Genomic DNA, 2,176 nt, shown 5'->3' on the forward strand with positions numbered 1-2,176 from the left:
GGCCGCGGCCCGCGACCGGCTCGCCGCCCGGCTGGCGCCGCGGCGCGACGTCGCGAACACCGTCGCCAACCGCCGGCGCAAGGGCACGCTCCCGCTGCTGGAGGAGCTGTCCGCCTCGGTCGCCGACTGGCCGGCCCGGGCCGTGGAGCTCTCCCGGCTGCTCGCCGGCACCCAGCCGGTGCGGCTGCTGCGCCCGGACGAGGAGTTCGCCGACCGTCAGCGGCTGGGCCGGGGCCGGCTGGTCGACGTCCGGCGCGGCGCCGAGCTGGACCTGCTCGGCGGGCCCTTCGACGGGCAGGCGCACACCGTCGACGTCCGCCGGGCCGCCTCCGCCCGCCGCCAGGGCGGCCGCACCCCGGCCGGGGTCGCCCTGTACGTCTGGCGGCTGAAGCCGTACCGGGTCACCCGGGCGCCGGCGTACTGCATCGACCGGGCCCGGAACCTCTTCACCTTCTCGGTGCTCGGCAACGACGCCCCGCTGGTCACCCGGCCCGAGCCGGAGCCCTCGGCCACCCACCTCGCGGCGATCGACAACGTGCCGGCCCCGATCCGGCGCCGACAGCTGGCCGAGCGCCTCGCCGACTACTACGGGCCCGGCAAGAGCTTCGCGATCTGGCGCGACGGCGCCCAGGAGCCGGTCCCGCCCGCGGACATCACGGTGGCCGACCTCACCGACTGGACGTACCGGCCCAAGCGCGGGCAGGTCGCCGTCGACCCGGTGCTCGGCCGGATCGCCTTCGGCTCCCGCTCCGCGCCGCGGCACGGCGTCTGGGTCGACTACCACTACGCGTTCGGCGACGACACCGGCGGCGGGGAGTACCCGCGCGACCGCCCGGAGGCCCGGCACCGGACGCTCTACCAGGTCGGCCCCGGCCGGCCGTACGAGCGGATCAACGACGCCTACGAGCAGTGGCGCGCCGACCGGGCGGCCGGCACCGCGGGCGGCTCCGCCGTCATCGAGATCACCCACAGCGGCGCCTACCAGGAGCAGCTGGACTTCGACCTGGAGGCCGACGACCGCCTCGAACTGCGCGCCGCCGAGGGCGCCCGCCCGGTGATCCGGCTGCTCGACTGGTACAGCAACCGGCCGGACGCGCTGAACGTCCGGGGCGTCTGCCCGGGCGGCCGGCTGGTCCTGGACGGCCTGCTGATCACCGGTCGCGGGGTCAACGTCACCGGTCCGCTCGCCTCCGTCACCCTGCGGCACTGCACCCTGGTGCCGGGCTGGTCGCTGGAGCCGCACTGCGAGCCGCACTCGCCGCACGAGCCCAGCCTGGTGCTGGACCACACCACGGCCTGCGTCCGGATCGAGCGCAGCATCCTGGGCGCGATCCAGGTGGTCGGCGACGAGGTGGAGGCCGAGCCGCTGGAGATCCACCTCGCCGACAGCGTCCTGGACGCCACCGGGTCCGACCGGCCGGCGCTCGCCGGGCCCGACTGCGAGCACGCCCACGCGCTGCTGCACGCCCACCGCTCCACGGTGGTCGGCGAGGTGCACTGCCATGCGGTGCCGGTCGGCGAGGACAGCGTGTTCACCGGCCGGCTGCGGGTGGCCCGCCGCGCGGTCGGCTGCCTGCGGTTCTGCTACGTCCCCCCGGGCTCGCGCACCCCGCGCCGGTACGAGTGCCAGCCCGACCGGGTGCGCGCGGCGGTGACCGAGCTGGTCGAGCGCGGCGAGCTGCCCCCGGAGCGGGCCGCCCGGCTGCGCGACCTGGAGGCCGAGCGGGTCCGCCCGGTGTTCACCAGCCTGCGCTACGGCACGCCCGACTACGCCCGGCTGGCCGCCGGGTGCGCGCCGGAGATCACCCGCGGCGCCGAGGACCGCTCCGAACTGGGCGCCTTCCACGACCTGTTCCAGCCCCAGCGCGAGGACAACCTGCGGGCCCGGCTGGCCGAGTACACGCCGGCCGGCGCCGACGCCGGGATCTTCTTCGTCAACTGACCTCTCCCGAGCGGCTGCTGACCAGCCGTCAGAGAATTCCGAAAGGGAAACCGTGCACGCAGACTTCTCGCGCCTGACGTTCCGGCCCGGCAAGCACTACTCCGCGGTGCTGACCCAGCAGGGCCGGGTCCAGCTGGACGCGGACGCCAACGAGCAGGCCGCGATCGAGCGCTACCAGCTGCGCACCCTGGCCGCCGACCTGATCGGCCGCCGCGGCGGGCCGGCCGCGGCGGC

2 protein-coding genes are annotated in these 2,176 nt (G+C 76.3%); both read left to right on the plus strand.

Annotated features, from left to right (window positions below):
• The coding region (locus ABZW03_RS40130; RefSeq protein WP_355269726.1) for a hypothetical protein at positions 1-1,942 on the plus strand (1,942 nt) is incomplete at its 5' end.
• Positions 1,943-1,994: 52 nt separating this feature from the next.
• Positions 1,995-2,176: DUF6519 domain-containing protein (locus ABZW03_RS40135; protein WP_355269728.1), on the plus strand; the 182-nt coding region annotated here is incomplete at its 3' end.

Source organism: Kitasatospora sp. NPDC004799, assembly GCF_040609095.1.
GTDB lineage: Bacteria > Actinomycetota > Actinomycetes > Streptomycetales > Streptomycetaceae > Kitasatospora.